Raw genomic sequence first — 24965 nt, 5'->3', positions numbered from 1 at the left:
TTTACCCATCCTACCCCTGCAGCGCCTTCCGCACGCTTAGAATATACTTGGCCTGATCCAGCGGGTTCACGCCCCGGCGGGTGCGCTCGGCAGTGACGTCCGGCGGGCACGGTTCATAGCCGGCAAAAAAGGAAGTAAACGTGCTCCGCCCCTTCGTGTAGGAGCTTAAGGTCACAGGATAATCTAGCGAGGTTGCCAGCGGCAGCCTGCCTTCGATGATCATCCGCTCGCCCTGCAGCACGGGCGGCTCGAAGGTGCCGCGCATCTGCACGAGGTCGTTCATCACGCGGCCGCCGTTCTCCTCAGGCACGACGATGCGCACCTGCAGGATCGGCTCCAGCAGGCTGGTGCCGGTATGGGCCAGCCCATCCATGATGGCCATGGGCGTAGCCACGGCAAAATCCAGCGGATGGGTATGCCACACATGGTGGTTCCCCTCCACCAGTGTGATCTTGAGGTCGGTGACCTCCCACCCGCGCAGACCCTGCTGCAGCGCCTCCGGCACGCGGCGGGCCGTCTCATTCTGGTATTGCGGCAGCAGATCGGAGCTGCGCACCAATGATTCATAGACGAGGCCGCTGCCCGGCGGCCCCGGCTCTATCTGGAACCTCAGAATCGCCCAGCAAGGCTTCGGCATCAGGTACGCAACGTAGCCTTCACCTGTGCGGCTTGGCGTTTCCCGGTAGATCACCGACGGCTGGCCGAAGGTAACCTTCAGCCCGAATCGCTCCTGCAATACACTATCCAGAATCTCCAGCTGGATCGGCCCCATCACCTTGATATGCAGCTCCCGCTCCTCCTGCAGCCACTGGGTATCCAGCAGCGGGTCCTCGTCGGCAAGCTCCTGAAATGCGGCAATCACCTTATGGTCGTCGGCATCCGCTCCCCAGAAGACACGAACGGTCAGCAGCGGGACGGCAAGCTTGGCCTCCTGCGGAATGGCCTCCGGTTGGCCCAGTACATCGCCGATCCGCACGCCAGCCAGCCCATAGACTACAGCGATGTCACCCGCTTCCAGCGCCCCCACATCCTCGGTGCGTCCGCCTTCGACCTTGCGGATCTGCGTCACCTTGCCCTGAACCTCCTGCGTATAATTCATCACCGTGTCCCGGTTGCGGATAGTTCCTTGATAGAGGCGCACGAAGGCCATGCGGCCCATGCTTTTGTCACGCTGGATGTTGTACACGATGCCGGACACCGGCTGCTCCGCATCCCCGCCCGCGCGGGGGAAATACTGGGTCATGGCATCGAGCAGCGCCGTGACACCGAGACCTTTGGCCGCTACGCCATACACCAGCGGATACATTCTTCCTGCGGCCGTCCGAACGGCCAGCTCTCTTTTCCACTGCGCCAGATCTGCCGCACCGCCCGCCATATACAGCTCCAGCAGCTCCTCGTCCCGCTCCGCGAGCGCTTCCAGCAGTTCTGTCCGCGCCGCCGCGTCCGCACCTTCACTCCACAAATCCGCCGCCCCTATGTATTCCCGTTCCCTATATAAGGGCTGCTGCACAGGCACAATATCCCCGGACAGATAGGTCCGCGCCTGAGTTAGCACAGCGGCTGGATCCGCGCCGATCCGGTCCATTTTATTCACGAAAATAAGCGTAGGAATCCCCAGCTTGCGCAGCGCATTCCAGATCATCTCACTCTGTGCCTGCACGCCCTCCACTGCTGACAGGATCAATACCGCACAATCCATCACCCGCAAGCTGCGCTCCACCTCGGACAGGAAATCCACATGCCCCGGGGTATCGACCAAGTTGATCTGCACTCCTTGCCACGTAAATGAAGCCAGAGCCGCCCGCACAGAAATCCCCCGCTGCCGCTCCACCTCCATGGAATCCGTCAACGCCGTTCCGCTGTCGACACTGCCAAGTGCGCGAATCCGCCCGCTCTCATATAATATATGCTCCGTCGTCGTCGTCTTCCCCGCATCTACATGAGCAAAAATCCCCACGTTGATCCGTTCAACCCTCTGCTGCTGAATCATCTATGTTCTCCTGTCATAAGCCGAATGTATGAATGCCTGATAGTGTTTGAATCCGTTTACTGATTCTACTTCAAGTGTACAGCCAAATGCCGCTAATGTTCAATCGGTAAGCACTTTCCCGGATGACGGCCCCGCGGTCTGCTGATACTAACAACAATGCGCCTTCTGCAATTAGGTTACTTGGTGACAGACGCACATTACTCAGCCCAACAACAATTTTTTCAGCTTATACAGAACTGCCTGCAACATTTCGGCCCCTTTGGCCATCTAAGAGTATAAGAGGTGAGGCACAATGAAGAATAAATCATCATTCCAGAAGCGCGCTACAAAAATCACTCTAGCGTGCAGCATTCTGGCAGCAACAGTATCATTCGGAGCATCGGCTTCTGCCTTTTCGGATCTGAAGGGCAATGCTGCCGAATCCAAAATCAATGCACTCCATCAAAATGGCATCATTAACGGAATTACCAGTGATATGTTCGCACCGAAATCCAAGCTGACTTACGCCCAAGGCCTGCAGTTCATCGTCAGCGGCCTTAAGCTGTCCCCGCAGAATACAACCGGCAGCAAAGCCAGCGATTACTTCGACAAGGTAAAAGATAACGCATGGTATGCCTCCGCATTCGCGGCTGCCAAGCAGAGCGGATTGTCTCTGGACAAGTCCATCGACCCCAACGCGGCAATGACGCGGATCCAGTTCGCTCATTTGCTGACCCAGGCGCTGCAGAGTAAAGGGAATTTCCCGGTTACGCTGATGTATGCGAATATCACGGATGGCGGCAAGCTGTCTACAGCGGAGATGAACAGTCTGCAGATTCTGGTCAATACCCGCCTGATCACGCTGGAGAAGAACAACACCTTCCGTCCGAATGAACCGGTTACCCGTGCGGAAGCCGCTGTCCTAATCTATGACGCAGCCAAATTCGCCAAAGAGGTAATCACTCCGGATGACAGCGCCACTGCTCCGGTTAATGACTATGAAGCAGCGGTTACACTGGAAAAAGCGGCTACTGGTGTAAACAAAGCCACTGTCACAGTTGAGAATCTGCCTACCTCAGGTTACGGCCTGTCGATTGAGCGGATTGAATTCGGCGCTAACCAAACAGCAGTGATCTACTTCAAAGTGACTGCGCCGCCTGCCGGTTCCATGAATCTGCAGGTCATCTCTACCGCCTCCGCGGTGACTTACCTGCCTGAAGGGTATACAGCGGTAGCCAAATCCGTAACAGGTTCGGCTTCTGCTGCCGCTTCTTCCGCAGGGATGTAAGTGAGAAATACAGCGGCTACTGCTTGATACCATGGCACATGGCAGTAACCTATAAACGCATATACGTCAAAAGAAGCCGCATCGCCGTTGGGATAACCAAGGGATGCGGCTTTTTGCGATGTACTAATAACTGGCGCTTTCAGTCCTTACGTTAAGGTGTCCACTGATCATGAATGATCCCTACAAGGATATGATCCTGACCATTCTTCTCGAACACCAGCCGCAGGCTGCGCCAATCCATGCCCTCTGCGGAAGGATCGATCCCCTTGATATAATAATCAACGTAATCATGAGTTTCCTTAGGATACACCTCGTTGATATTGTTCACGGTTGTACCTTGCCCCTGGCTTTGATTCACAGTAACTTCAGCCTTCCCTGCAAAATCCTCATCGTACACATACTGCTTATAATAATCCGCAAAGGTTAGCTTAATCAGCTCTCCGGTACCGGCGAACTCACGCCATTCACGCTTTACCGGATCTTGCATTGCAGCTTTCAGCTCTTCCTGGCTTAACACAATGTCTTTATCAACATCAACATAAGCGTAAGGGGAGAAGCGGACCCCTCTGTCCCGGTGTACCCACGCGGCGAGCGTCTCCATACTCCCGTTCTTCAGCGCCCGCATTACTGTGGTTGCCGCTTCCAGCGCTGTAGGCGGTGTGCCTTCCTCCGGCGGTCCGGGGTCTTCCGCTACCGGAGTTGGTTCCGTACCCTCAGGACTTGGAGCAGGCGTTGCAGCCGGTGCCGGGGATGGTACAGCCGGAGCGGGCTCCTGAGTAGGTGCCTCTGTCTGATCCGGTGCGGGTGTTGCTTCCTGAGCCGTGTCAGGCGCTGAACTGCAGGCTGCAAGAAACAGCATTACAACCATCAGCGCAGTAAATCCAATAGATCTTGCCTTGTACAAGATATCCCTCCTCATTCTGCCATACTTACCCATTAGACGCTGCCCGGCCGGATATAGTTGCAGGGCGTTTGTCACTTGTCCAGGTAAGCGGCGGGAGGGGCTAGTTCACTGATTTGCAGCAGACGTACGATTTCACCGTCGATTACTTCTTCCCCAGCTTGTGAAAATCCTAAAGATTCATACAGCTTCCCCGCAATCAGATTGTCCGGCCGGTGTCCAATCATGATTCTAGTACATTTGGAATCACTCATCAGCTGAATCAATGTTTCCATTGCTGCCTTGCCATACCCTTTGCCTTGATGCTTGTGATCAACCATTAGGGCAGGAATCCAATAATTATCATCCTTGTCCGGACGGGTGCAAAATACGAGAAATCCGACTGGGACCTCTTCTGAGTAAATCGCACGCAATTCAAATTCATCAACATACTTCGATTCAGCAATCCAATAAACCACAGGTGCAGGAAAAACATTCAGCTGCTCTGGCTTAACCGTAAGCTGGGTACATTCATACCAATTCTCACTAGAGACAGGCTTTAGTTCCACAGACATATAAACTTCCTCCCAACTTTCACTGTGCGGATTTCACTGTGTAGAGGAATTCATCCTGAGTGATTATTACTCCAGCTCCGTATACAATCTGATCTCCTGCCGTCCGGTTTGAAAACCCACGGATTCGTACAGGGACAGCGCTGATTCATTGGTAGTCATGGCGATAAGCTGCACCTGCTCCAGCCCGTGCTCCTTCAGATACGCCATAGCACGGACCAGCAACGCCTTGGCGATCCCGCGTCTTCTCCATGGCTCACGGACAAACACGTCCTCGATAATGCCGTTCTTATCTTCCTGCCAGACCATCAGACTGCCGGCCACCTTGCCTTCATCCAGTACAACAGCCGATGTCCAAAGCGGATGCTCCTGATATTCCAGCAGACGTTCCACGCCCAGCGGGGTATCCGGCCAGATCTCAGCCTCCAGTTCCAGATAAGCTTCTCTCTGCTCCGGCGAATCCAACTGAACCCACGCTGATTCAAGACCTGCCGCAAGCTCTGCCACGGGTATAGGTTCGTTCAAGTCACGATGGAGCGTATATAACCGGCTATGCGGCAGGTAACCCAGATGCTGTGCGAAATAAGTGTTGCAGCTCTCTTCTGCGGCATAATTCCCCGTACACAGAACCGTTCCGTATTCCCGGGGCAGTGTCCCCTTCAGTTCATGCGCCCGTTCCAGCAGAAGGGAGTAGACACTGTCGAGCAGTCCGATATCCTGTTCACGCCCGGGCAGTGTTTTCAGATTCACAAAAATCTTATGTTTGCTTCCAGGCAGACGTCCCGGGGGAACCACATTGAAGATCTGCAGCTGGCCTTTGGCCACCATTTTGTCCCCTTCAATGGCACAGATTACATTCTCCCAATTGCTCTCCTCCCCTACCCACCAAAAAAGCACATCCTCCTGTGCCGACACCCGCGCATACATTTCCCCAAGCGCCGCCATATCGTTCTGTCCGAAATTCCTGATCACTCTATTGCTCAATACCGGTCCGCCACCTTCTGTTTTTGTTCATCATAACACTGTGTGGAAGAGGGATTAAGATCATTAACAATTATAACTATTCTCTACCGCAGCTTGGCCCGGAGCGTTACATCTGCTATTTGGGGTTGCCAAAAAACGGCTGCGCCGTCCTGGTCAAGGAAGCGCAGCCGTCCGGCTGGTCATATGGGTTGTTCTTGGGTTGTTCTTGGGTTGTTCTTGGGTTGTTCTTGGGTTGTTCTTGGGTTGATGCTGATTTGGGTCTTATTCTGTCTTGATTGGTCATTAGCCGTGGTGTTTCGTATTCGTTTCTTCTGCTGCTGTATTCGCGGGCTGGTCATTATTAACAGGTTAGTTTGCTGGAGCTCCATAGTGACTATCCAAGATCCAGTTGCCCGGGTGCTCCACTCCAGTGTACATGTCGGCATTCTTCCTTGCGGACTCCAGAGACGTTATTTTGCGAAAATAGCCTGTTCTGCTCCCCTTGCGGACTCAGAAGACGCTATTTGATCTTTCGGGCATGCCAGCAGACCTCGAGCCATGAAATAGAGGCCTTTGAGTCCGCAACCACGATCAAAACGCTGATTTCCGCAAAATAGGGTCATCTGAGTCCGCAACAGTTCGTGCAATAGAGCTCAGACGGGCCAGTTTCCGCGTGTTCGGCAAGCCCGGCCCAATGGGCCCGGCTTCCCTTGTGCCACGAGTCTGTGCCAGCCCCGGCAACTGCTTCTTGGCCCTATTTCACGCTGCAGGCCACCTATTTCGCTGCTCTGACTTCTCGCATGGCCAGCCTCGTATACCGTTTGCCCTTGCTTCAACCTGCCAGACGATGTAGCCGGCCTGCTTCACGCTGCCGCCCAGCTTGCAGCGCCGGTCTGACTTCTCACATGGCCAGCCTCGCATACCGCCTGCCCTTGCTTCAACCTGCCAGCGATGCCGCCGGCCCTACTTCACGCTGCCGCCCGCCTCGCGCGGCTGGCGCATGGTCAGGCTGACGCGGCCCTTCTTCAGGTCGACGCCCATCACCCATACGGTGACATTGTCTCCCACGGAGACCACGTCCATCGGGTGCTTCACGAAGCTGCCGCTCAGCTGGGAGATATGGACCAGCCCGTCGTTCTTGATGCCGATATCGACGAACGCGCCGAAATCGATCACGTTGCGGACGGTTCCCTGCATCTCCATGCCGGGAACCAGGTCCTCGATCTTCAGCACATCCGTGCGGAAGATCGGCAGCGGCAGCTCCTCGCGCGGATCGCGGCCCGGGCGCTGCAGACTCTCCAGGATGTCGCGCAGCGTAGGCACGCCGACATCCAGCTTCACAGCCAGCTCGGCGGCATCCTGCACCTCCAGCTGCTGGGCTACTTCCTTGCTGCCGAGCTTCTCCACATCGAGGCCCAGCTCGCGGAACAGCCGGTCGACCACCGGATAGGATTCCGGGTGGATCGGCGTACGGTCCAGCGTGTTATCCCCTCCGGGGATACGCAGGAAGCCGATGCACTGCTCGTAGGATTTCGCGCCCAGGCGCGGCACCTTCTGCAGCGCCTTGCGCGTGGCGAACTTGCCGTTCTCCTCGCGGAACTTCACAATATTCTTGGCGATCGTCGCATTGACTCCCGCCACATAGGACAGCAGCGAGGCCGAAGCGGTATTCACGTCGACACCGACGTGGTTAACCGCCGACTCCACGACGCCCTTAAGGCTCTCTTCCAGATGCTTCTGTGACACATCATGCTGGTATTGCCCGACACCGATCGCCTTCGGGTCGATCTTCACCAGCTCCGCGAGCGGGTCCTGCACGCGGCGGGCGATGGAGGCGGCGCTGCGCTCCGCCACATCCAGATCCGGGAACTCCTCCTGCGCCAGCTTGGAGGCCGAATACACGCTGGCCCCTGCCTCGTTAACGATCAGGTAGGCCAGCTCAGGATTCCCGACCTCGGCAATGACCTCGGCCGTGAACTGCTCCGTCTCCCGCGAGCCGGTGCCGTTGCCGATTACGATGAGCTGGATGCCATATTTGGCAATCAGCTCTTTGAACTTGGCCGCCGCCTCTTTCTTCTTGTTGTTCGGCGGCGTCGGATATGTGACCGCTACCTCCAGCAGCTTGCCGGTATCGTCCACAACGGCCAGCTTGCAGCCGGTGCGGTAGGCCGGGTCTACGCCCAGCACATGGCGGCCCTTCACCGGCGGCTGCAGCAGCAGGCTGCGCAGATTTCCGGAGAAGATGGAAATCGCCTGCGCCTCGCCTTTTTCCGTCATCTCCCCGCGCACCTCGCGCTCGACGGAAGGTGCAATCAGCCGTTTGTAGGCATCCTCGGTCACTGCTTCGAGCAGCTCTTTGACCGGGGACGGACCCTTCACCAGCTTGCGGATAATGAAAGCGTGAATCTTGTCGGCAATAATCTCAATGCCGACCTTCAGCACATTCTCCCGCTCCCCGCGGTTGATAGCCAGAATACGGTGCGGCGGCATTTTGTGCACAGGCTCACGGTAGGAATAGTAATTCTCATATACGCTCTCCTGCTCCGCATCCTTCGCTTCAGAGACCAGAATCCCCTGGCTTGCCGTATACTGGCGCACCCAGGAACGGATGGCCGGATCATCGGCAATATTCTCGGCAATAATATCCATTGCCCCTTGGACAGCAAGCTCCGCACTGTCTACACCTTTATCCGCATCTATATATTTCGCCGCTTCTTCATAAGGATGGCCCTGGCGGCGCTGCTCCATGATCCAATCGGCAAGCGGCTCCAGCCCCTTCTCCTTGGCAACACTGGCCCGTGTCTTGCGCTTTTGCTTGAACGGACGGTACAAGTCCTCCACTTCCTGCAGCTTCACAGCCTTCATGATCTGCGCCTGCAGCTCCGGGGTCAGCTTGCCCTGCTCCTCAATGCTGCGGATGACATCCTTCTTCCGCTCGCCGAGGTTGCGCAGATATCCAAGCCGTTCTTCGATATCGCGCAGCGCGTTCTCATCCAGCTCTCCGGTCATTTCCTTGCGGTACCGGGCGATAAACGGAATTGTGTTGCCCTCATCCAGCAGCCCCACCGTAGTCCGTACCTGCTTCAGGCTAATGCCCAGTTCCTTCGCAATTGCTGCAGTAATCAGTTCCTGCTCCTGGCGGGCAGCCGCATCTTCCGCCGCTTTACCCGCCCCATTAGTATCAACGCTCAAGTATATCCCTCTTTCTATACGCAGTCTGAGTTCATAACTCTCTACTAAAATACTATCACAGTTTGCCGCAGGACCAAAGTTTGGCACGGTAAAGTACCCCCGCAACGCAAGCTACCAACCGGGTGATAACTCAGCAGATTTACGGGGACCCCAAAGCATATTCCGCCCGGAAGGCGAAATATACAGCTTACCAAGGTTAATTGGACCCTACCTTGCATACCTTTACCTTTCCCGTTTAAGGTTCCCTCAGGCACCCACCCGCTCTGCAACAATAGCTGGATAAACGTATCTTATTTTAGCTGTTTTGGAGCATTCGAGTGTTTTAGTTGGATAAACGTCATTTAATTCCATGCACTTCCTCAACTTTGGCTAATATGCCTTATATTAAGTGCTGTTTTTCCAACTGCTGTTTCAGAGGGGCTTCTCCACTTATGAGCAAGTGGAACAAATCCAACTCCCTGCCCCCCTGCAGCATCCCCTGGCTAATGAGGAGGTTTCCGGTGTCTTTACCCGCCCCAGCGGAGTTATACAAAAAACGGCTACACCGTCCCTCGCGGGACAGTATAGCCGATTCATAACCTCTAACGCTTGGACATGGTTGTATAGGTAACCAACCTTCCCCTCCATTTACCGCATCACCGCACTCCGCCGGCTCCGTTTCCGCCGCCCGTAACTCAGCGACATGAGGAAGCAGAGCACCATGACGAGCGCAGCCGCCGCATATGGGAAATTCACATCCATATCGAACAGGATTCCGGCAACAATCGGGCCGGCAATATTGCCCAGACTGGTGTAGGCAGAGTTCATCCCCATGACAAACCCCTGCTGCGATTCATCCGCCATCTTGGAGAGCTGCGTACCGACGGCGGGGCGGAGAATATCCATCGCCAAGAATACGATGAAGGTCACTGCAACAATAGCTGCGAACCCGTGAACGAACAGCGTGAGGAAGATAGACAGTCCGGCAATGAGCAGACAGATGGAGATCACTCTATTTTCGCCGAAACGGTTCAAAATCCAGCTAAACACCGTAACCTGAACCACCGCACCCGCGATGGAACCGAACGTCAGGACGAACGCAATATCCTTGGGGGTGAACCCGAACTTATGATCCACAAACAGCCCGAACACTGTATCATAATTAGCCAGCCCGAAGGAGAGCACGAATATGATCACCAGACCGAAGAAATAAGGCTCGCGGTAAGAGCGCAGCATCTGCATTCCCAGATTCTCCTTGTTACCCTCATCAGACTTCGCTACATCACGCTTCTCCGCAGACAGTGATTCCGGCAGAACGGCAAAAGTAATGAGTGCGACAACGGCAGCCGCTCCGGCAGCGACGAAAAAGGGTACCCGGATGCCGAGCTCAGCCAAATATCCGCCAATTCCCGGCCCGATGATGAATCCCGTAGTAATGGCCGCATTGATCAAGCCCATACCTTTGGCGCGTTCTTCAGAAGAGGTCGTATCGGCAACATAAGCCATAACCGCCGGCATAATCATCGCCGCACCCGCACCGCCGAGCATTCTGGATACGAAGAGCAGCCAAGGCACATTAGCCAGACCAAAGAGCAGCTCCGACAAGGCAAAGACAATTAGTCCGGCGATAATGATTTTTTTGCGGCCCATCCGGTCCGACCAGTTCCCGGCAAACGGTGATACCAGCAGCTGCGTCAGGGCAAAAGCGGCCACCAGCAGTCCGACAACACTCCCGCCAATGCCCAGCTCATTCATGTAGGTCGGCATAATAGGGACAACTAGACCAATTCCCGTGAACGCCAAAAATATATTCAACATCAGGAGCAGCATCGCGCCCCGGTTTCTTAGTAATAATGACATTGTAAATCCCTCCGTAATTCCCGGGCAAATCTTCAGGCTCCAGGTGTGCTTCATTTCATGTAATAACAGTCTCTCCCATTAACGGGCGAAGAACTCATAACGGCGCGGGTACAGCTGCTTGCATAACGCCGTGGACAAGACCGACCATCCGGTCTATTTAAAATATAATAATTTATACACTTCGCAACGCAAAAAATTATCCCTAGCTTTCACGCAGAAACAGCCTGAAAGCGATATGCAATATCGATGCCTCGGAAGCATAAGCTCCTATGAATGAAGCTTAGCCGTTTCTGCTTGTGGATTAAAAATCCCGTTTACCGTTCAGCTCTCCCGGGTACGCAGTCCTTGAAGCAGCAGCTGAATGGCCCCGCGGTAATATTCCCTGATATCCTCAGGCCCCTTGGCGAGTGCTGTAATCTCGCTGACCCTGCCGATCCCTTCCAGCATCCCGCTGACGATGGTCACATAGTTGTCCAGGTTGCCTGGAATCAGATATCCGGAATCCATACCCTCCTGAAGCAGGTCACGGCAGGCCTGTGAAGCAGATTCGTAGATCTGCGAGAGCCGCTGGCGCATATCATCGGTAAGCGTACGGGATCTGGCGTATTCCTCAAGTGCATGAATCAGCGGATTCTGGAAGTCATTCGCGTAATGATCTCCCAGCGCGAACAGCCTGGCTTCCGTCCCGGTGATCTTGCTCCGCAGCTCCTCCCACTCACAGAGCCACTTCTGGGTATCATCCTCCACCACATACAGGAACAGTTCATCCTTGCTGGGAAAATGGTGATACAGGCTGCCCTTGCTGACCTTGGCAGTTATGCAGACTTCATTCATACTTACCGCACCATAACCCTTATGCGCGAACAAATGTGAAGCATTCTGCAGAATACGGTTCTTGGTTTCTTCTCCATCCGAGCGTCCTTTGATATGTATCCCCCCTATAGACCGACTGACCGGTCTAATTGTAACATAAGGTCAAGCCCTTGCACAACACCCGGTGGAACTGCCAAATAACCCACACAGCGGGGCATTATCTTCAAGCATTACTCCGCTACTTTCCGTTGACCCCGAACGTATTCATTCTTATCCTTGTAAAAAAGGCATACCGGATACAATCTCCGGCATGCCTTTTAGTACAATTATTGATGTCATAGCCCTATAAGGTTCAGAAGTCAATCAGACCCAGGCTGATTTGCAGCGAATCATCCACCAGCTTCATGGTCTCATCGTCCAGGTGGGTGATCTTATCGGTTAAGCGTTGTTTGTCAATGGTCCGAACCTGCTCCAGCAATATAACGGAATCCCGGTCAAAGCCATGGGCAGCCGCATCAATCTCCACATGCGTCGGCAGTTTGGCCTTCTGGATCTGGGCAGTGATAGCTGCCACGATTACAGTCGGGCTGAAGCGATTGCCAATGTCGTTCTGAATGACCAGTACCGGCCTAACTCCGCCTTGCTCTGAACCCACGACCGGTGAAAGGTCGGCAAAAAAAACGTCGCCGCGTTTAACAATCAATATTTACACCCCGCTTACTAAGCGGCCAAGAGTACTGTCTGCATCTTCCTCTGCGAGAAAGGCCTCGCTTGCCATGGTCAAATTAATCTTAGCCATTTCCATGTATCCCCGCTGCATCGACTCCCGGATGGTACGTTTCCTCCGTTCGGTCAAGTACAGCTTCATGGCCTGCCTGATCAATTCACTACGGTTAGAGTTCTCCAATTGAACGATCCCATCCACTTCCTGCAAGAGATGATCGGGCAAGCTGATCATGATTCTTTTGGTGTTCTGCAAATTGGCCACCTTCTCTTCCACCCCCACAAACCTTCTGCCCTTGTGTTCCAGTGTTACAATATACAAGGAATTTTATACAAGGAATATATGCCGCCAGTATATCAAGTATGCTGCATCCCATTATAAACTAGAAATGGCGGTTCGTATAGACTATAAGTCACACGCTCTATACGGGTTAGTCCTTATTTTCAATTCCTGCACAAGGTCCCCTGGTCCGGGCTTCAAGTCTGCAGCAAGGGATTCACGAGGTTGGGTAACATGCCTTCGCGTACATATACGCGGGGCACCCGGTGAGCCAGCATACAGATGACTTCGTAGTGAATCGTCCCAAGATGGAGCGCCAGTTCGTCTGCCGTGATCGACACGGCTCCCTGGCGGCCGATGAGTACAACCTCTTCGCCAGCTTTGATTTGTTCCGCTTCTTCAGCGAAAGATTTGAGTGATACCATACACTGGTCCATGCAGATTGTTCCGACGACAGGAACGCGGCGTCCGCGTATTAGCACCTCCGCTTTGCCCGTTAGCATGCGGGAATATCCGTCAGCGTATCCCACGGGAAGCGTAGCGATAACCTCATCGCTGTCCGTGAAATACCGGGTGCCGTAGCTGATGCCTGAGTCAGGCGGCAGGGTCTTGATATAGACAGCCTGCGTCTTCAGCGTCATTACCGGGTGTAAAGCCACCAGCTCGCGGTTCACCTCACTTGAAGGATAGAATCCGTACAAGCTTATGCCTACACGCACCATGTTGCTGGATAAGAGAGGTGTATCAATGGCCGTAGCGCTATTGCCCGTATGTATGATCGGGATCTTAATATCCATGTCCCGAAGCGTTTCCGCCACGCTCATGAAACGTCGGTGCTGCATCAGTGTATAGCTTTTGTTCTGTTCGTCTGCCTTAGCAAAATGAGTAAACATGCCCTCCAGCTCCGCCTGCGCTACTGAATGCACTTCAGCAATGAAAGCAGGTGCATCGGCCGGTAATAATCCCAGCCTGCCCATCCCGCTGTCAATCTTGATGTGCACCTTCAGCCGGTGCTCCTTCTCTACAGGAAGCGCTCTAACAGCTTCCAGTACTTCCGGTGTGAACAGTGTTACGGTAACGTTATTCTTCCAGGCAACGGCTATTCCTTCAGGGGAGGTGTAGCCCAGCACCAGAATAGGAATTAGTATTCCCGCCTGACGCAGCTCCAATGCCTCATCCAAAAAGGCGACACTAACATAATCCGCTCCAAGTCGTTCCAGCTCCCGGGTCACTTCCACGGCACCGTGTCCGTACGCATTTCCTTTGACGCATCCCATGAATTTGGTCTCCGGCAGCAGTGCCGCCCGGAAAGCCTCATAATTGGCACGCAAATCATCCAGATTGATCTCGGCTACTGTCGGTCGATAGCTTGCTTGCACTTCAGGTTCACCTTCTTACATTGTAGTAAAACATCTACGCTGAAATCGCATAGAACTTGGGGTCTTACTGCAATGGTAATGCTTAGAGAAGGCCTCTGTCAATGTGAGCAGAACCAGCAAAAAAACGGATACTGCGTGTAGAGGAATATTTCCCACGTTGCGCAGTATCCGCCTACTGATATTTATTTACCCGATTGTTCCTCCATAGAAGCGGCAATTTGCATCATTTCCGTAACTGGCAGATTATCGCTCGTAATCCGGTACTCGACACCCTCATTCATCCAGGTCAATGTCTGCTGCTCGTCTCCGCTGAGAAGTGCCCAAGTGAACCCGAGATCGATCACACTGCCTGGAGCCAGCGATACCGCACGGTCCAGCGGACGGGCTTCCATAATGGTGTACTGGTAGATGCCGTCATAACGGATAAGCACCGCATGATCCTTGCTGCCTTCAATTTTGTTCGTATCCTTCAGCTTCACGCCTGCCGGAACATAATCCGGCTCGATGATTCCGAAGTCACCCATTTCTGCCGCAACCGGCTGGACGGCCTGTTCCCCGTCTTCCGCCACTACCGGATTACCGTTCTCATCCACCTCAGCTACAGTGCTCTCCGAAGGTGAGCCCGTGGCCATATTCTTTTGCATATCAAAAGAATCTGCGGCGAATTCAGGATCAAACTTGAAGCTGTCGAAGGTCACGTTAACGACAACCTTGGCTTCGGAATCCGATACCTGAACCTGCTTTGGTTCATAGGTTTTTTTGGCGAGCCAGATCTTCTGGCGGACCAGCGCGCTGCTCTGATAATTCGCTGCTACCTCAAACACATAATTGTCCCCGTCCTCTACGAACTGGCGGTTGTTGTCAGAGACAATTCCCTTGAGCAGCGTCTGGTACAGATATACCTGTCCCTGGCTGTCCGGCCAGTCGCTCTGGAACCGGAAGCTTTTGCCGAGGCTTGGTGTCAGAACGAATACGCCCTCATCATTGCGCAGCACAATCTGCTTCACATCCTTCTGGACATTGGACAGGCTGATCCGGTAGTAGGACGGATTCTTGTACCACACTTCCACTTTGTATTCCTGCGGCTGCTCCCCGGTGTACAAGGTCATCGTGCCTGAGCCTTGATAAGCTCCCTGCTTGCTTTCCAGCTTGTCAGACACACTATTCAAATCCTTGACCACAGAGGCGGCATCCTTCTTCCCGCACCCCGTCAATACTAAGGCCACGCTCATAATGATCGCGAGTACCCATGTTATCCGGCGCATGACATCATCCCCTTAACCTGTTTTGAATGCATTGATTAGTACATGTCTATGAAGGACTTGGCCTCAATATGCAGACGGGCATGACAAGCAGGCGGAGAAGTATTCATCCGGCCCCGAATCCGCTCCGGCCTCCCGGGAATCTTACAATCTATGTATGGTTCTTATTACTTCTTATATAATAGAAACGCTATTTCAAAAAGCACCGGACCGCGTTCCCCGCTACGCTCGGGGGTTGCAGTCTGGTGCTGTGATTCATCCTGTTCCTGGTACCTGTTCCCTTCTCTGCTCCTGCCTGCTTACCAGTTGATGGACTCTGCGATCTTCATTACCTCAGCCCGGTCAAGGCCGCGGGTGCTGAGGCCGTACAGTACTCCGTTTGCTTCCCAGTCCAGACCTCTGCCACTGACTAGAACCGCATCGGTTCCCTTGATCTTCACCTGCTCTACCGTACCCTCTGTCGACATTGCAAAGGCGTTGTCCTCATTGGCCAGGCGCAGCTGCATCCAGATCCGCTTCCCCTTCTCCTTGCTGGAGAAGAATAATTCAACAACCTGACCGTTCACGCCTTCCTCGCCCTTGAAGAATTCTCCATGGTCGAAGGCGAAGCCCTCAGGCAGATATTCCGGCAGCTTTACTTTGAAGAGGGCGTATTTGTCCAGCTCCGCAGGCTCCTTGACAGCAAATTTATGCGCTGCCTCCTCTTTCTCCCGCTGCTCCTGCTCGCTCAGTGTAATCAGTTGATCCCCGTCAAAATCCACTATGGCCTCACCGGCTGCATTGAAGATGGCTTCCGGCATGGGGCGGAAGGAATTGACCGGATTGCCTTCCTGATCAAATATTTTGCCCTTCCAGGCATCCGGGAACACCGGCGGAACGCTCGCATCCATCTGACTTACCTCAATGTGTCCCAGATTTACCGACATTAGCACCCTCTCCAGCATCTCCTCCGCGAAAGAAGGTCTGACGAAGGAAACACTTACTATCCCTGCCACCAGAAGGGAAGCCACGATCATGGCCGGACGTCTAAACCGTTGTTTAATATTCATCTTTAATTCCTCCTGTTCCTGTAATGAGCGGCTTCTCACTTGGCGGAGAATGGCTGCCTTATCGGAGTCCCGGGAAAAGTCCTGCTGTGCCAGAAATTGTTCCAGCTCCAGCAGCTCAAGCGAATCCGCTGTCTCCTGCTTGTTCTTCATAGCCCTTCCACACTCCCTATTTCAGATTTCAGTTTCCGCATACTGCGATAGAGAATGACCCCAACGTTGCTCTCCGTCATTCCTGTGACCAGCGCAATTTCTGTATTCTTAAGATCTGCCCCGAATTTCAGCGCGATGATATTCCGCTCCTTCTCACTGAGCGTATCCAGCGCCAGCTTGAGCCTGTCACTTCGCTCGCCTTCGAGAATCAGGTCTTCAGGCTCCTTTTTGCCGGATACCAGCTCCCGGATTGCATCCAATGAGAAGAACCGGTGCCTGGCGCGGCTTCTGTAATAGTCATTCACTACATTCCTGGCAATGGCGAACAGCCATACCTCCAGCGGAGCTTTCTCCGGAGAGTAGCCGGGCAGCTTGGACAATGTCTTCTCGAACACCTGGCTGGCCAGGTCTTCAGCGGTATAACGGCAGTTCACCCGGTAGGCAATATAATTGAATATCCGTTTATAGTAGGTTTCAAAAACCGCTGTGAACTCCAGCTCGGTTTCCGTCTTTTCTTGAACTCTTCCGTGAATCAAAGGCAGCAATGCGCGCTCTTGCATCCTTAGAGGCCCTCCTTCCAGGCTGAATTTACTTGGCCAAGTAATTTACATGAGCTAGTACGCTCTTCATCCCGATTCCATTACATCACGCGGCAAAATAAAAAAGACAGAGGATCGAAGCTCCCCTGCCTACTTTAGTTATATTCGAAATATCCGGCTATGCGGATTATTGCTGAACACCATGCTCCCGGTCTTAAACCAGATTCTTCTTCTCGGTCAAAAAGTACACCAGAGCCAGCACCGGCAGGGCCAGCCCGATCAGTGTAGCCAGACTCCAGCCGCCGTAAGCATAAGCCCAGCCGCCCAGCGAGGAGCCTACTGCTCCGCCTACGAAGAATATCGCCATGAACAATCCGTTCAGCCGTCCTCTTGTTTCATTGCCGAGCGAATAAATCGCCCGCTGCCCCAGCACCAGGTTGCCGGATACACTCATGTCCAGCAGAATGGCCGTTAGAACCAGCAGGCCGAGTGTTAGATTCGAATCATCCCGGAGCAGATAAGCCAAGATAAAGGATACGGCGGCAAGTGAGATGGCCAGACCTGTAAGCAGTCTGGTCCAGCCCCGGTCTGCCAGTCTGCCCGCAATAGGGGCTGCCACTGCTCCGCCCACACCGGCCAGTGCAAACAGGGCAATTCCTTGCTGGGACAGGTGATAGTAGCTGGACAAGTACATAGGAACTGTCGTCCAGAACAGACTGAAGGCACCGAATAAGCTGGCCTGATAAATCGCCCGGCGCCGTAGAACCGGCGTTTGCATCCACAGTGTACCCAGAGAGCGGATTAATTGGCCGTAATTCAACGTAGGTTCTGGCTTGCGTGCCGGAAGTATGCGGGACAGAAGCAGGGTCAGGAGCGCAATCACAACTGCTGAGACCACAAATATAGACTTCCAGCCCCATAGTCCGGCCATGAAGCTTGCTACCGGCCGGGCAAACATAATACCCAGCAGCAGTCCGCTCATCACATTGCCTACCACACGGCCGCGTTCTTCCTCTGCTGCCAGATAGGAAGCATACGGCACCAATATCTGCGCAGCTACCGAGCCCAGCCCGATAAACATGGAGGCTGCAAGAAACAGCGGTGCATTCGGTGCAAGTGCCGCAGCTGCCAGTGCAGCTACAACCAGAATTAGTGACGTTACAGCTAGCCGCCGGTTCTCGATAATATCACTGAGCGGTACAATGAACAGCAGCCCGACAACATAACCGATTTGTGTCAGCGTCACAATCAGCCCCGTGGCTCCGGGAGACAGATGAATGGCTTGCCCGATCGGTCCGACCAGCGTCTGTGCATAATAGAGATTCGCCACAATCAGTCCGCAGGATACTGCGAGCAGAAATGTGATCCAACCGGGAACGGCTTTGTGATTCATAGCGGATACTGCTTGTTGTTTCATTAGTAACTCCACCTTTCAATTTGTAATACTGAACGTACAGTTTAGTAATTCCTATGACCAAATAATATACTAAACGTTCAGTATTGTAAATAGGCATTTTTATGTTATACTCCAGTTACAGATCGATCTTAAGTTTGGATGTCGCAGGTTATCTATGTAGTAATCTATTAGGAGGAACGAGCCATGGATAAGAAGAGAGGCCGGCCGCGCAATACGGAGGCGAAGAATGCCATTCTGAACGCTTCATATGATTTATTGCTGGAGATGGGATTCGGTGCAGTGACGGTGGAGAAAATCGCGGAACAGGCTCAGGTCAGCAAAGCGACCATCTATAAATGGTGGCCGAATAAAGCTGCGGTAGTGATGGACGGATATCTTTTTGCCGCAACCGCCAGGCTGCCTATACCGGACAGCGGCTCTGTGAAGGAGGACTTGCTGATTCATGCGGGAAATCTGGCCATGTTCCTGTCCAGCCGGGAAGGCAAAGTCATTACTGAACTGATCGGTGAAGGGCAATTTGACGCAGGACTGGCTGAGGCTTACCGCAGCAGATATTTCGGTCCGCGCCGCCAGGAGGCCTGGCAATTGCTTGAACGGGGAGTAGCCAGAGGAGAATTGAAGCAAGAGCTCGACATCGGGAGCAGCATCGACTTGATTTATGGGCCTATTTTTTACCGGTTATTGCTGACGGGGGATGCACTGAACGAGGAATCTGTCCGGAACTTAGTCTTGCTGGCGCTTGAGGGGATTCAGGCCTGACTGCAGTTTAACGCTTAGGATCGCGGTTTTTATCGATGGCATCCGCTTTATGATATTCATTAATGAGGTCGTCCAATTTTTTGGACTGTCTGATTACACTGGGATGCAGGCGGCCGTGCTGCTCTTCCATCTGGTTCAGCCGGGTCCGTTCTGCTTCGATATGCTTTTGTATAGCTTCCAAATGATCCATTATCTTCCCTCCTGCAAATATTTTATAAGGATATGGCGAATTGCAGGGTACTCCGTACAATGCAGTATGGCAAGTGGAAACGGCTTTGCCGTCCTTTTGTAAGGACGGTACCGTTTCAGCGAGAAATAGAAGGATAAGTTATCATGTGAAACATATAAATTCTTATATTTATAAAAAAACCACCGGATATACGGGAATCTTCCCCATCCGGTGGTTTTTGATTTTGTGCATGGTTATTGGAAGGATTCAGGGATTTCGTTCGATTTATTTCGCGGTCTCTTTAGTCCGTGATTTCAAAGAAACCATTACAGTCATAAGTACAACCATTCCCGCTCCCAGTGCCTGGTACAGATTGAAGGGGACGGACAGCCAGATTACGGAGGAGACAATAGCTGAGACCGGTTCCGTACAGGACAGCAGGCTGGCTTCATGCGGAGCAATGTGGCGGAGACTGCCGATGTATAGATAGAAGGCGGCTAATGTTCCTAGCAGAATAACGAATAGTATAGCCAGAATGATAGACAGCGACCAATCAGCAGACGGTACGGACCAGACCGGATGAATCAGACTCATCCCCGCTCCCCCCACAATCATCCCCCAGCCCATCAGCAGTGAAGTGCTGTACAGCTTAAGCAGCGGACCGGAATAGAGTGTATAGAACGTCAAGGACACTGCGGATAGAATCCCCCAGATCAAGCCTCTCAGAGGAACGGTCAGCTCCGAGGAATCGCCGCCGGTCAGCAGTAAATACGTTCCTCCCAGCGCGAGCAGCGCACCGGTGATATCCAGCGGAGCCAGCTTGGTTCTTGTCCAGATAACAGCGTACAGGAGAATAAACAACGGGGCTAAATACTGCAGCAGTGTGGCGATTGCAGCATTGCCTGACTCAATGGAAGCGAAATACGTGTACTGTACCCCAAGCATGCCCAGCAGCCCGAACAGCAGCATTTGAAGAACGAATCTCCGGTCCAGCCACAGCTTCCATACCTGCGAGCCCTCCTTGCGGAGTGTAAACATCAGGAACAGCGCTCCCGATACCAGCAGTCTCAGGGTCACCAGCCAGGCCGCAGGCAGCATGGCCTGCTGGAACAAATGCTGGGCTACCGTCCCCGATACTCCCCATAATAACGCTCCGCCGGAGGCCATAATAATTCCTCGGGTCCGTAACATTGTCTCCATCCCTCCTGCGTATATGTATAGATATTTAGTGTTAATTATACGGAATTACCGGCTGTCTCTTCTGGTAGATAGATCATATCTGGCGGAGCATATCCCCCTTATTCTTCACAGTAAACAGAGCCTTTCGTTCTCGAAAGACCCTGCTTCTCCGGCATGCACTTGTATTACAGCTTAATCTTGGCAAGCAGGCTCATCAGCTGCTGCTTCTCTTCAGGAGCGAACTCCTCATAGACCGCTTCCAGCAGCGATTCGGATACCGCCTCGAACACCGGCTGCAGCTCCCGTCCTTTTGGAGTAAGAGATAATCTGAATATCCGTCCGTCCTGCTGGTCCTGCTCCCGTCTCACGTAATCCAGCCGCAGCAATTTGTCCACTAATGCCGTAATCGTAGACTTATCCTTATCAATCCCACGGGACAACTCGTTCATTGTAAGAGCTTCCCGGGCAAACAGCTGATACAGAATATCTCCGTGCGATGGAGCGATGCCGTGAATATCATGCTTTTTCAATTCCTGTTCAATGAACTTATTTCCGCGTCGGTGAATACGGCCAATGACCGCCAATACATTTTTTTCATTCATATCTTATATGGTAGATTTATATAAATTAGGTGTCAAGCGGCTTCGTCCAGCCCTCTAAAAGTATATATAATCCGGGTATTGAAAATTTTATGAAATATTAATCAAATTTTAGTTTGATATAAAATTTTATTTGGATTTTGTGATTTATATCACACTAATTGTGAAAAAAATCACTTAAAATTAAGGTATCGAAGATGATCATCCGATACACAGATAAAGATTTTCAGGATAGGTAGCTCACAGACAGTTAGCCAATAAAACTTAAGCCAATGCTTCCGAAGTGAGTTATGAACGACGTGACTTGCAGAAGGTATGCTAACTAAACTTTAGGAGTGGAGAGTATGTTCAACAACTGGTTTCGCACAAACAAAGCAGCTATGGTGCTGCTCACAATAGTACGTCTATATGTAGGTTATCAATGGATTGAAGCAGGCTGGCACAAACTTACCGGCGGTTTCGATGCTTCTGGCTTCCTGAAAGGGGCCATTGCCAAAAGTGTCGGTGAAGATGCCACTGTACAAGCCTGGTGGGGCAGCTTCCTGCAGCATGCGGCGCTTCCCGGTGTCAATTTCTTCAATCTGCTGGTTCCTGCAGGTGAATTTCTGGTCGGACTTGGCCTGATTCTGGGCACCTTCACTACCTTCGCCGCTCTGATGGGAATCGTTATGAACTCTGCCTACCTGCTCTCAGGCACGGTCAGCACCAACGTCCAGCTGCTGCTTATGGGAATGATCATTGTGGTCTCGGCGGCCAATGCCGGCAGAATCGGTCTTGATTATTGGGTCCTCCCTTACCTGCGCAGCTTGTTCCACAAGAAGGATCATACTCCCGCAGCCCGGCCTCTGGCTCCCGTTCAAGCTATGAAACGTTCCGTATAACTAAATTAATAGACTGTATCTTAAAGGACCCGCAAGAAAAGGACAGCATCCGCTTCCTTCTCCTGCGGGTCTTTGTCATACGCTTAGCGCGCAGAGCAGGTAACCGTAACAGGCTTGTCTTATCTTTGTTAACAGAACGTGACCCGCTAGCGGAGTTTTTCATTTATAATAAAATGGATTGGAATTTCCAGACTCCGGAGGTTATCTTATGAAAAAATTAATTGCCGCTTCCGCTATCGCCCTGCTCCTAGCAGGCCATGCGGCGGCTTCATCCATAAATATTGCCCATTCTGCTGCAGCTCCTCTATCCCTTAAGGTAGACGGACAAGCCGTTCTTCCCCAAGTTCCGCCATTTCATTCCAATGGGATATTATATGTACCGGCTCTTGCCCTGATGGAGTTTTACCCTGTCCAGCTGCAATGGAATAATGTCCTCAAGCAGCTTACTCTCACGACTGGCTGGGATAATAAAGTCCTTACCCCCGGCAGCTCCTCTATCCAGGTCCGCTATACACAAACAGATGGAAGTTATAAAGATAGCCTGGAGGCCCCTGTTATTCTTAAGGCCGGACATGTATATATTCCGGCAGATAGTATGAATTCGCTTACGGGTGCTACCACAGAGCTGGAAGCGGGAGGAACCCGGGTCGCGATTACGCCGGGCAGTCTCAGCACAACGGTCAGGGTTCCCGCTGAACCCCTCGTTGTGGCCGGGGATAATGCCAAGGTCAAGCTGTATGCTTCGCTGAAGGACGGCAACACCTACAAAGGATTCATCCTGGAAGTGAACGGCAAGAAGCACAGCTTCGACTGGACCGTAGACAGAGATTTCTCGAATCCGCCCCAGCTCTTCTATGCTGATATAGATTCTGACGGGAAGCCTGAAGTAACGGTTGTGTTCACAGTGGGTACCGGAACTTCGCTGGTAGTGCAGGAAGTACATGTGGTCAAGCCTGAACAATGGAAGGAGCTCTCCGTGCCTGCAGCGGACCAAGCGGCTTCAGCTGTAGTATCCTCCAGCATTTCAATAGATCAGAACGATGTGCTGCTGAAGCTTGAGCTCCAAGGAGCAACCCCGTCCAAAGTAACAATGAGAATTCCGGACCGTGCAGAAGAAGCATTGAAATATTTCGGCAAGACTGCCGGTATTGGTGCGGTTACCTATTACTCGGTGAAGGACGGCAGGCTGTTAGCGGATACCAGCCTAATGGTAGGAATGACCGAGAGCATGGGGACGCTGAAGCTGGTATACAAGGCAGGCGCAGCGGGGATGGAGCTCGGATCCATCACCTTTGAACCGCATGATACCACTCAGCAATTTGTAGTGAAATAACCTGCGGAGGAAGGAGCAATTACGCATGATTGATGCCCATATTCATCTGGACCAATATGAAGAGACTTTGTTATCCTCTTTGCTGCAGAGCCTGCCGGAGCAGGACATTGAGGCGCTGATTGCTGTCTCGATGAACCTCGCCTCCAGTCTGCGTACTCAGGGGATAGCAGCCCGTTATCCCGGGCTGGTGAGACCCGCCTACGGCTTCCATCCCGAGCAGCCGCTGCCGCCGGAAGAGGATCTGGCCGCGCTGCTGGACTGGATCACGCTCCATGCCCCGGATATGACCGCTATAGGTGAAATCGGGCTTCCCTACTATTCCCGGACCGAAGCTATAGAACGCGGGGAAGCATGGGATATGGAACCTTATATCCGGCTTCTGGACAGACTCCTTGGTCTGGCGGCACGATTAGCCAAACCAGTGGTGCTGCATGCCGTCTACGAAGATGCCTGGACCGTATGTGATTTGCTTGAACAGCATCACATTACCCGGGCCCATTTCCATTGGTTCAAGGGCCCGGGAGTTACTGTCGACCGTATGATCAGCCGGGGCTATTATATCTCGTTCACTCCCGATATTCTCTATGAACAGGAGATTCAGGATCTCGCACGCCGCTACCCGCCGGAGCTGGTCATGGCGGAGACCGATGGTCCGTGGCCTTTTGAAGGCCCATTCACCGGGCGTACCACCCATCCGGCGATGGTGCATGACGTTGCCGCCGCCTGGGGAGCGCTGCATGGTTATACCGGGAGCGAGGCGAAGGCTATTTTAACAGCGAATACGGTGCGGTTCTACGGACTGTAGCTTAGCCGTCACCGTACCCCAGTGAATGATGGACTCCGCCGTGCCGCGGCGACCGCCAGCAAATCCTGTACAAACTACAAGATTTCCCGCATTAAATGGGCCGCAATCTCAAATTGTTGTAGAAAAGGCAGCATTTCTCCTCCTCCAGGCGGTTTGGCGGGACAATTCTTGTATTTCATACAACAATCCTCCGGATTACCCGGTTATTTATGGAACGAAGTTGTAATTCGTACAACATTTTCACTTATGCAGAGCGAACTTAAGATGCTCACTCTCCTCGCTCGCGCCAAAGAACGCACCCAGCCCATCCGCGGCTTGGTACGTTCTTCCGGCCATTCTCCATGCTCATCCCTTTACTATAAGACGCTCCACCCCGGTCAGCTGGCCTTCCGAGTAGGCCATGACATAAATATCTGGCTTGGTGGTCTTCAGCAGGAAGTCCAGATCATATTCCGGGGCAAAATAGCCCATCATTAGCGCCATTACGAGCCCGTGGGTACCGATGGCAACTCTTTCTCCTTCATGTGCCTGCAGGATTTCCTGCAACGCTTCTACCGCCCTTGCCTGGCATTCGCGGTTCGATTCCCCGCCCGGCAGGGCATAGTCCGGATCGGCATACATCGCCTGAAGTGAAGCAAGCAGATCCTCATCCGGCAGTTGCCGGTTGCCCTCCATCCAGACCTTCTCTCTTAGATCCTCCTCGAGGGTAATTTCCTGCCCAAGTACCTTTGCCAAATCGGCAATCGTATGTATGGCGCGGAGATACGGGCTGCTGTACAGCGCGTTAATACCTTCATTACGCAGGCATGCTGTTACTCTGCGGGCGTCCTCTTCCCCTGCAGGAGATAGGCCGCGCGTCCATTCGTCCACCCCGGTCCGGAGTGAATCCCCGTGTCTCACCATGTAAATATAAGTCGTCATTGGT

23 protein-coding genes are annotated in these 24965 nt (G+C 52.9%); 5 read left to right on the top strand and 18 right to left on the bottom strand.

All coding sequences use genetic code 11. The annotated features are described in order from the left end of the window. Window positions 1–10: 10 nt before the first annotated feature. A complete protein-coding gene (locus tag NSU01_RS06385; protein ID WP_076242340.1) occupies window positions 11–1990 on the bottom strand; it encodes a TetM/TetW/TetO/TetS family tetracycline resistance ribosomal protection protein in 1980 nt (659 codons plus the stop codon). Between the two features lie 292 nt (window positions 1991–2282). On the opposite strand from NSU01_RS06385, the gene NSU01_RS06380 reads away from it, so the two are divergent. Next, complete coding sequence (locus tag NSU01_RS06380; RefSeq protein WP_076242339.1) at window positions 2283–3257, top strand: S-layer homology domain-containing protein; 975 nt, start codon at window positions 2283–2285, stop codon at window positions 3255–3257. A gap of 151 nt (window positions 3258–3408) precedes the next feature. Here the strand turns inward: NSU01_RS06380 and NSU01_RS06375 are convergent, their stop codons facing one another. The 13 genes from NSU01_RS06375 to NSU01_RS06315 all read right to left on the bottom strand — a co-directional run bounded on the left by NSU01_RS06375 (window position 3409) and on the right by NSU01_RS06315 (window position 18315). Continuing rightward, entirely contained in the window at window positions 3409–4161 is a 753-nt protein-coding gene (locus tag NSU01_RS06375; protein WP_144025948.1) for a hypothetical protein, read from the bottom strand. A 71-nt stretch (window positions 4162–4232) separates the two neighbouring features. Then, window positions 4233–4712: a GNAT family N-acetyltransferase gene (locus tag NSU01_RS06370; protein ID WP_076242338.1), complete on the bottom strand. Its 480-nt coding sequence runs from the start codon at window positions 4710–4712 to the stop codon at window positions 4233–4235. Window positions 4713–4778: 66 nt separating this feature from the next. Further along, a complete protein-coding gene (locus tag NSU01_RS06365) occupies window positions 4779–5693 on the bottom strand; it encodes a GNAT family N-acetyltransferase (RefSeq protein ID WP_256703726.1) in 915 nt (304 codons plus the stop codon). 942 nt (window positions 5694–6635) lie between these two features. Next, window positions 6636–8798 carry a Tex family protein gene (locus tag NSU01_RS06360; RefSeq protein WP_179093432.1) on the bottom strand — a complete coding sequence of 721 codons (2163 nt, stop codon included), beginning with the start codon at window positions 8796–8798 and terminating at the stop codon, window positions 6636–6638. Between the two features lie 693 nt (window positions 8799–9491). Beyond that, window positions 9492–10703: a tetracycline resistance MFS efflux pump gene (locus NSU01_RS06355; RefSeq protein ID WP_042134223.1), complete on the bottom strand. Its 1212-nt coding sequence runs from the start codon at window positions 10701–10703 to the stop codon at window positions 9492–9494. A gap of 321 nt (window positions 10704–11024) precedes the next feature. Continuing rightward, window positions 11025–11588 carry a TetR/AcrR family transcriptional regulator gene (locus NSU01_RS06350; RefSeq protein ID WP_256703760.1) on the bottom strand — a complete coding sequence of 188 codons (564 nt, stop codon included), beginning with the start codon at window positions 11586–11588 and terminating at the stop codon, window positions 11025–11027. A gap of 280 nt (window positions 11589–11868) precedes the next feature. Beyond that, window positions 11869–12219 carry a type II toxin-antitoxin system PemK/MazF family toxin gene (locus tag NSU01_RS06345; RefSeq protein WP_019913013.1) on the bottom strand — a complete coding sequence of 117 codons (351 nt, stop codon included), beginning with the start codon at window positions 12217–12219 and terminating at the stop codon, window positions 11869–11871. A gap of 3 nt (window positions 12220–12222) precedes the next feature. Beyond that, window positions 12223–12504: a ribbon-helix-helix protein, CopG family gene (locus NSU01_RS06340; RefSeq protein ID WP_039307597.1), complete on the bottom strand. Its 282-nt coding sequence runs from the start codon at window positions 12502–12504 to the stop codon at window positions 12223–12225. A 212-nt stretch (window positions 12505–12716) separates the two neighbouring features. Next, window positions 12717–13898, bottom strand: coding sequence for an alanine racemase (alr, locus tag NSU01_RS06335; RefSeq protein WP_042134217.1), 1182 nt, complete (start codon window positions 13896–13898; stop codon window positions 12717–12719). Between the two features lie 182 nt (window positions 13899–14080). Then, window positions 14081–15163: an outer membrane lipoprotein carrier protein LolA gene (locus tag NSU01_RS06330; RefSeq protein ID WP_042134215.1), complete on the bottom strand. Its 1083-nt coding sequence runs from the start codon at window positions 15161–15163 to the stop codon at window positions 14081–14083. Window positions 15164–15459: 296 nt separating this feature from the next. Beyond that, the gene (locus tag NSU01_RS06325) at window positions 15460–16359 is read right to left on the bottom strand and encodes a DUF4367 domain-containing protein (RefSeq protein ID WP_042134213.1); all 900 of its coding nucleotides are present in this window, start codon (window positions 16357–16359) and stop codon (window positions 15460–15462) included. Further along, on the bottom strand, window positions 16356–16919 hold the full coding sequence (locus NSU01_RS06320) for a sigma-70 family RNA polymerase sigma factor (protein WP_042134211.1): 564 nt from the start codon (window positions 16917–16919) through the stop codon (window positions 16356–16358). Before NSU01_RS06320 ends, NSU01_RS06325 begins: the two co-directional genes overlap by 4 nt. 193 nt (window positions 16920–17112) lie before the next feature. Beyond that, window positions 17113–18315, bottom strand: coding sequence for an MFS transporter (locus NSU01_RS06315; protein ID WP_197074336.1), 1203 nt, complete (start codon window positions 18313–18315; stop codon window positions 17113–17115). Between the two features lie 183 nt (window positions 18316–18498). Between NSU01_RS06315 and NSU01_RS06310 the strand changes: the two genes are divergently transcribed. Continuing rightward, complete coding sequence (locus tag NSU01_RS06310; RefSeq protein ID WP_042134209.1) at window positions 18499–19074, top strand: TetR/AcrR family transcriptional regulator; 576 nt, start codon at window positions 18499–18501, stop codon at window positions 19072–19074. Window positions 19075–19081: 7 nt separating this feature from the next. Here the strand turns inward: NSU01_RS06310 and NSU01_RS06305 are convergent, their stop codons facing one another. From NSU01_RS06305 to NSU01_RS06295, 3 genes are all read right to left on the bottom strand, one after another. Beyond that, complete coding sequence (locus NSU01_RS06305; protein ID WP_039307562.1) at window positions 19082–19264, bottom strand: aspartyl-phosphate phosphatase Spo0E family protein; 183 nt, start codon at window positions 19262–19264, stop codon at window positions 19082–19084. Window positions 19265–19528: 264 nt separating this feature from the next. Beyond that, window positions 19529–20434, bottom strand: coding sequence for a DMT family transporter (locus tag NSU01_RS06300; protein ID WP_305954176.1), 906 nt, complete (start codon window positions 20432–20434; stop codon window positions 19529–19531). A 173-nt stretch (window positions 20435–20607) separates the two neighbouring features. Beyond that, window positions 20608–21024, bottom strand: coding sequence for a MarR family transcriptional regulator (locus tag NSU01_RS06295; protein ID WP_039307558.1), 417 nt, complete (start codon window positions 21022–21024; stop codon window positions 20608–20610). Window positions 21025–21365: 341 nt separating this feature from the next. Between NSU01_RS06295 and NSU01_RS06290 the strand changes: the two genes are divergently transcribed. From NSU01_RS06290 to NSU01_RS06280, 3 genes are all read left to right on the top strand, one after another. Beyond that, window positions 21366–21902, top strand: a complete 537-nt coding sequence (locus NSU01_RS06290) for a DoxX family protein (RefSeq protein ID WP_042134203.1) — start codon at window positions 21366–21368, stop codon at window positions 21900–21902. Window positions 21903–22110: 208 nt separating this feature from the next. Beyond that, a complete protein-coding gene (locus tag NSU01_RS06285) occupies window positions 22111–23235 on the top strand; it encodes a stalk domain-containing protein (RefSeq protein WP_076242336.1) in 1125 nt (374 codons plus the stop codon). Between the two features lie 25 nt (window positions 23236–23260). Beyond that, the gene (locus NSU01_RS06280) at window positions 23261–24040 is read left to right on the top strand and encodes a TatD family hydrolase (protein WP_076242335.1); all 780 of its coding nucleotides are present in this window, start codon (window positions 23261–23263) and stop codon (window positions 24038–24040) included. Window positions 24041–24385: 345 nt separating this feature from the next. Here the strand turns inward: NSU01_RS06280 and NSU01_RS06275 are convergent, their stop codons facing one another. Continuing rightward, window positions 24386–24961 (bottom strand): histidine phosphatase family protein, encoded by a 576-nt coding sequence (locus NSU01_RS06275; protein WP_076242334.1) that lies wholly within the window; start codon window positions 24959–24961, stop codon window positions 24386–24388. Window positions 24962–24965: the final 4 nt, after the last annotated feature.

The sequence above is a fragment of the Paenibacillus sp. FSL H8-0259 genome (assembly GCF_037963255.1).
In the GTDB taxonomy this organism is placed as follows: domain Bacteria; phylum Bacillota; class Bacilli; order Paenibacillales; family Paenibacillaceae; genus Paenibacillus_AQ; species Paenibacillus_AQ phytohabitans.
Note: the sequence above shows the minus strand (reverse complement) of the source record. Positions and strands in the feature narration are given on the sequence as shown.